We start from the raw sequence: 1,566 nt of genomic DNA on the forward strand, positions 1-1,566 counted from the left end.
GCCCGCACGGCGGCGATATTCGCCTCCGCGCCCAGCGCCTCGCCGTGGAAATGGATGGCCGCGGCGGCGACCTCGCCGCGCATCAGCCGGCCGACACCGCTCTCGGTGCCTTCCGTCAGAGAGGCGAGGCCGGAGCCGGACTGGCGTAACGCCCATTCGAGCAGGTCGTCCTGGCTGCCTCCCACGATCGGCGGGGGTGCCGCCGGCACCATGCCTTCAGGGCGCGTGAGCCCGGAGAGCACCCAGCGGTCGAGCTCATGGCGCGGAAACAGCCATTTGCCCGTCACCTTGCTGCACGGGATGGCGTTGTCGGCGACCAGCTCATAGAGCTTGCGTTCGCCGAGGCGCAGATATTCCGCAGCTTCGCTGGTGGTCAGAAAATCCATCTGCATATCTATGCATATTTCAGCTTGAATTCAAATATTTGACTCCTCCGGAAAAATTGCAGCAAAAGACGGCCGGGAGGTGCGCATGCAGGAAAGCTTGAGCGCGTGGCAGCTTATTGCGAGCGGTGATGCGACGCTGTTCGCGATCGTGCGCCTGTCGCTGATGGTCAGCCTGTCGGCCGCGGCCATCGCCGGGCTCGTCGGCCTGCCGCTTGGCGCGATTCTGGCTCTGACGCGCTTTCCCGGCCGCAACGCGGTCATCGTCGTGCTCAATGGGTTCATGGGCCTGCCGCCTGTCGTGGTCGGCCTCGCGGTCTATCTGCTTCTGTCGCGCTCAGGACCGCTCGGCGCCCTGGGGCTCCTATTCACGCCGACCGCCATGATCATCGCCCAGTCGCTTCTGGTGCTTCCCATCGTCGCCGCGCTGGCACGGCAAACCATCGAGGACCTGTGGACCGAATATGGGGACGAGCTCACTGCCATGGGAGTGGGGCCGTCGGGCCGGGTGGCGACGCTGCTGTGGGACGGCCGCTTCAGCCTGATCACCGCGATGCTGGCCGGCTTCGGCCGGGCGGCGGCGGAAGTCGGCACGGTGATGATCGTCGGCGGCAATATCGAAGGTTTTACGCGGACCATGACGACGGCGATCGCTCTCGAGACGTCGAAGGGGAACCTTCCGCTCGCCATGGGCCTCGGCCTCATCCTCATCGGCCTCATCCTCGTCATCAATGCCGCCGCCTGGGGGGTGCGCGTGTGGTCCGAGCAACGGGCGGGGTGATGATGCGCGCCGCACTCAGCGACCTGCCTCTCGTCCTCGACCGGGTGTCGTTGCGCGCCGGCGCGACGGCTATCTTGGACCGGGTGAGCCTGACCCTCGGTTCCGGCGCGCCCACCCTCGTCGTCGGCCCGAACGGCTCCGGAAAGACGTCGCTCCTGCGAATCTGCATGGGGCTCACCGCGCCTACCGAGGGGACCGTGCGTTGGGGAGGGCGCAGCGAAACCCGCCCGACGCGCCGCGCGTTCCTGTTTCAGGAGCCGGTGATGCTGCGCCGCTCGGCTGCCGCGAACATCGCCTATGGCCTGGCGCAGGCGGGCTGTCCACGAGAACGCCGCGCCGCGCGCACGGAAGAACTGCTGGATCGCGTGGGCCTCCTCGATCTCGCGGGACGGCCCGCGCGGC

Annotated in this window: 3 protein-coding genes; 2 read left to right on the forward strand and 1 reads right to left on the reverse strand. The window is 67.7% G+C overall.

Features of this window, described 5'->3' with window-relative positions:
- A partial coding sequence (locus tag ACFP9U_RS24940) for a helix-turn-helix domain-containing protein (protein ID WP_378625566.1) occupies positions 1-386 on the reverse strand: 386 nt, incomplete at its 3' end.
- An 85-nt stretch (positions 387-471) separates the two neighbouring features.
- Between ACFP9U_RS24940 and ACFP9U_RS24945 the strand changes: the two genes are divergently transcribed.
- Entirely contained in the window at positions 472-1,164 is a 693-nt protein-coding gene (locus ACFP9U_RS24945) for an ABC transporter permease (RefSeq protein ID WP_378625567.1), read from the forward strand.
- Positions 1,165-1,166: 2 nt separating this feature from the next.
- A partial coding sequence (locus ACFP9U_RS24950; protein WP_378625569.1) for an ATP-binding cassette domain-containing protein occupies positions 1,167-1,566 on the forward strand: 400 nt, incomplete at its 3' end.

It is taken from the genome of Nitratireductor sp. GCM10026969 (genome assembly GCF_042660605.1).
Lineage (GTDB): Bacteria > Pseudomonadota > Alphaproteobacteria > Rhizobiales > Rhizobiaceae > Chelativorans.

What these genes read in the sequence shown, in the direction of transcription:
- ACFP9U_RS24945 (WP_378625567.1), top strand. Translation starts at nt 472, where the DNA reads ATGCAGGAAAGCTTGAGCGCGTGGCAGCTTATTGCGAGCGGTGATGCG.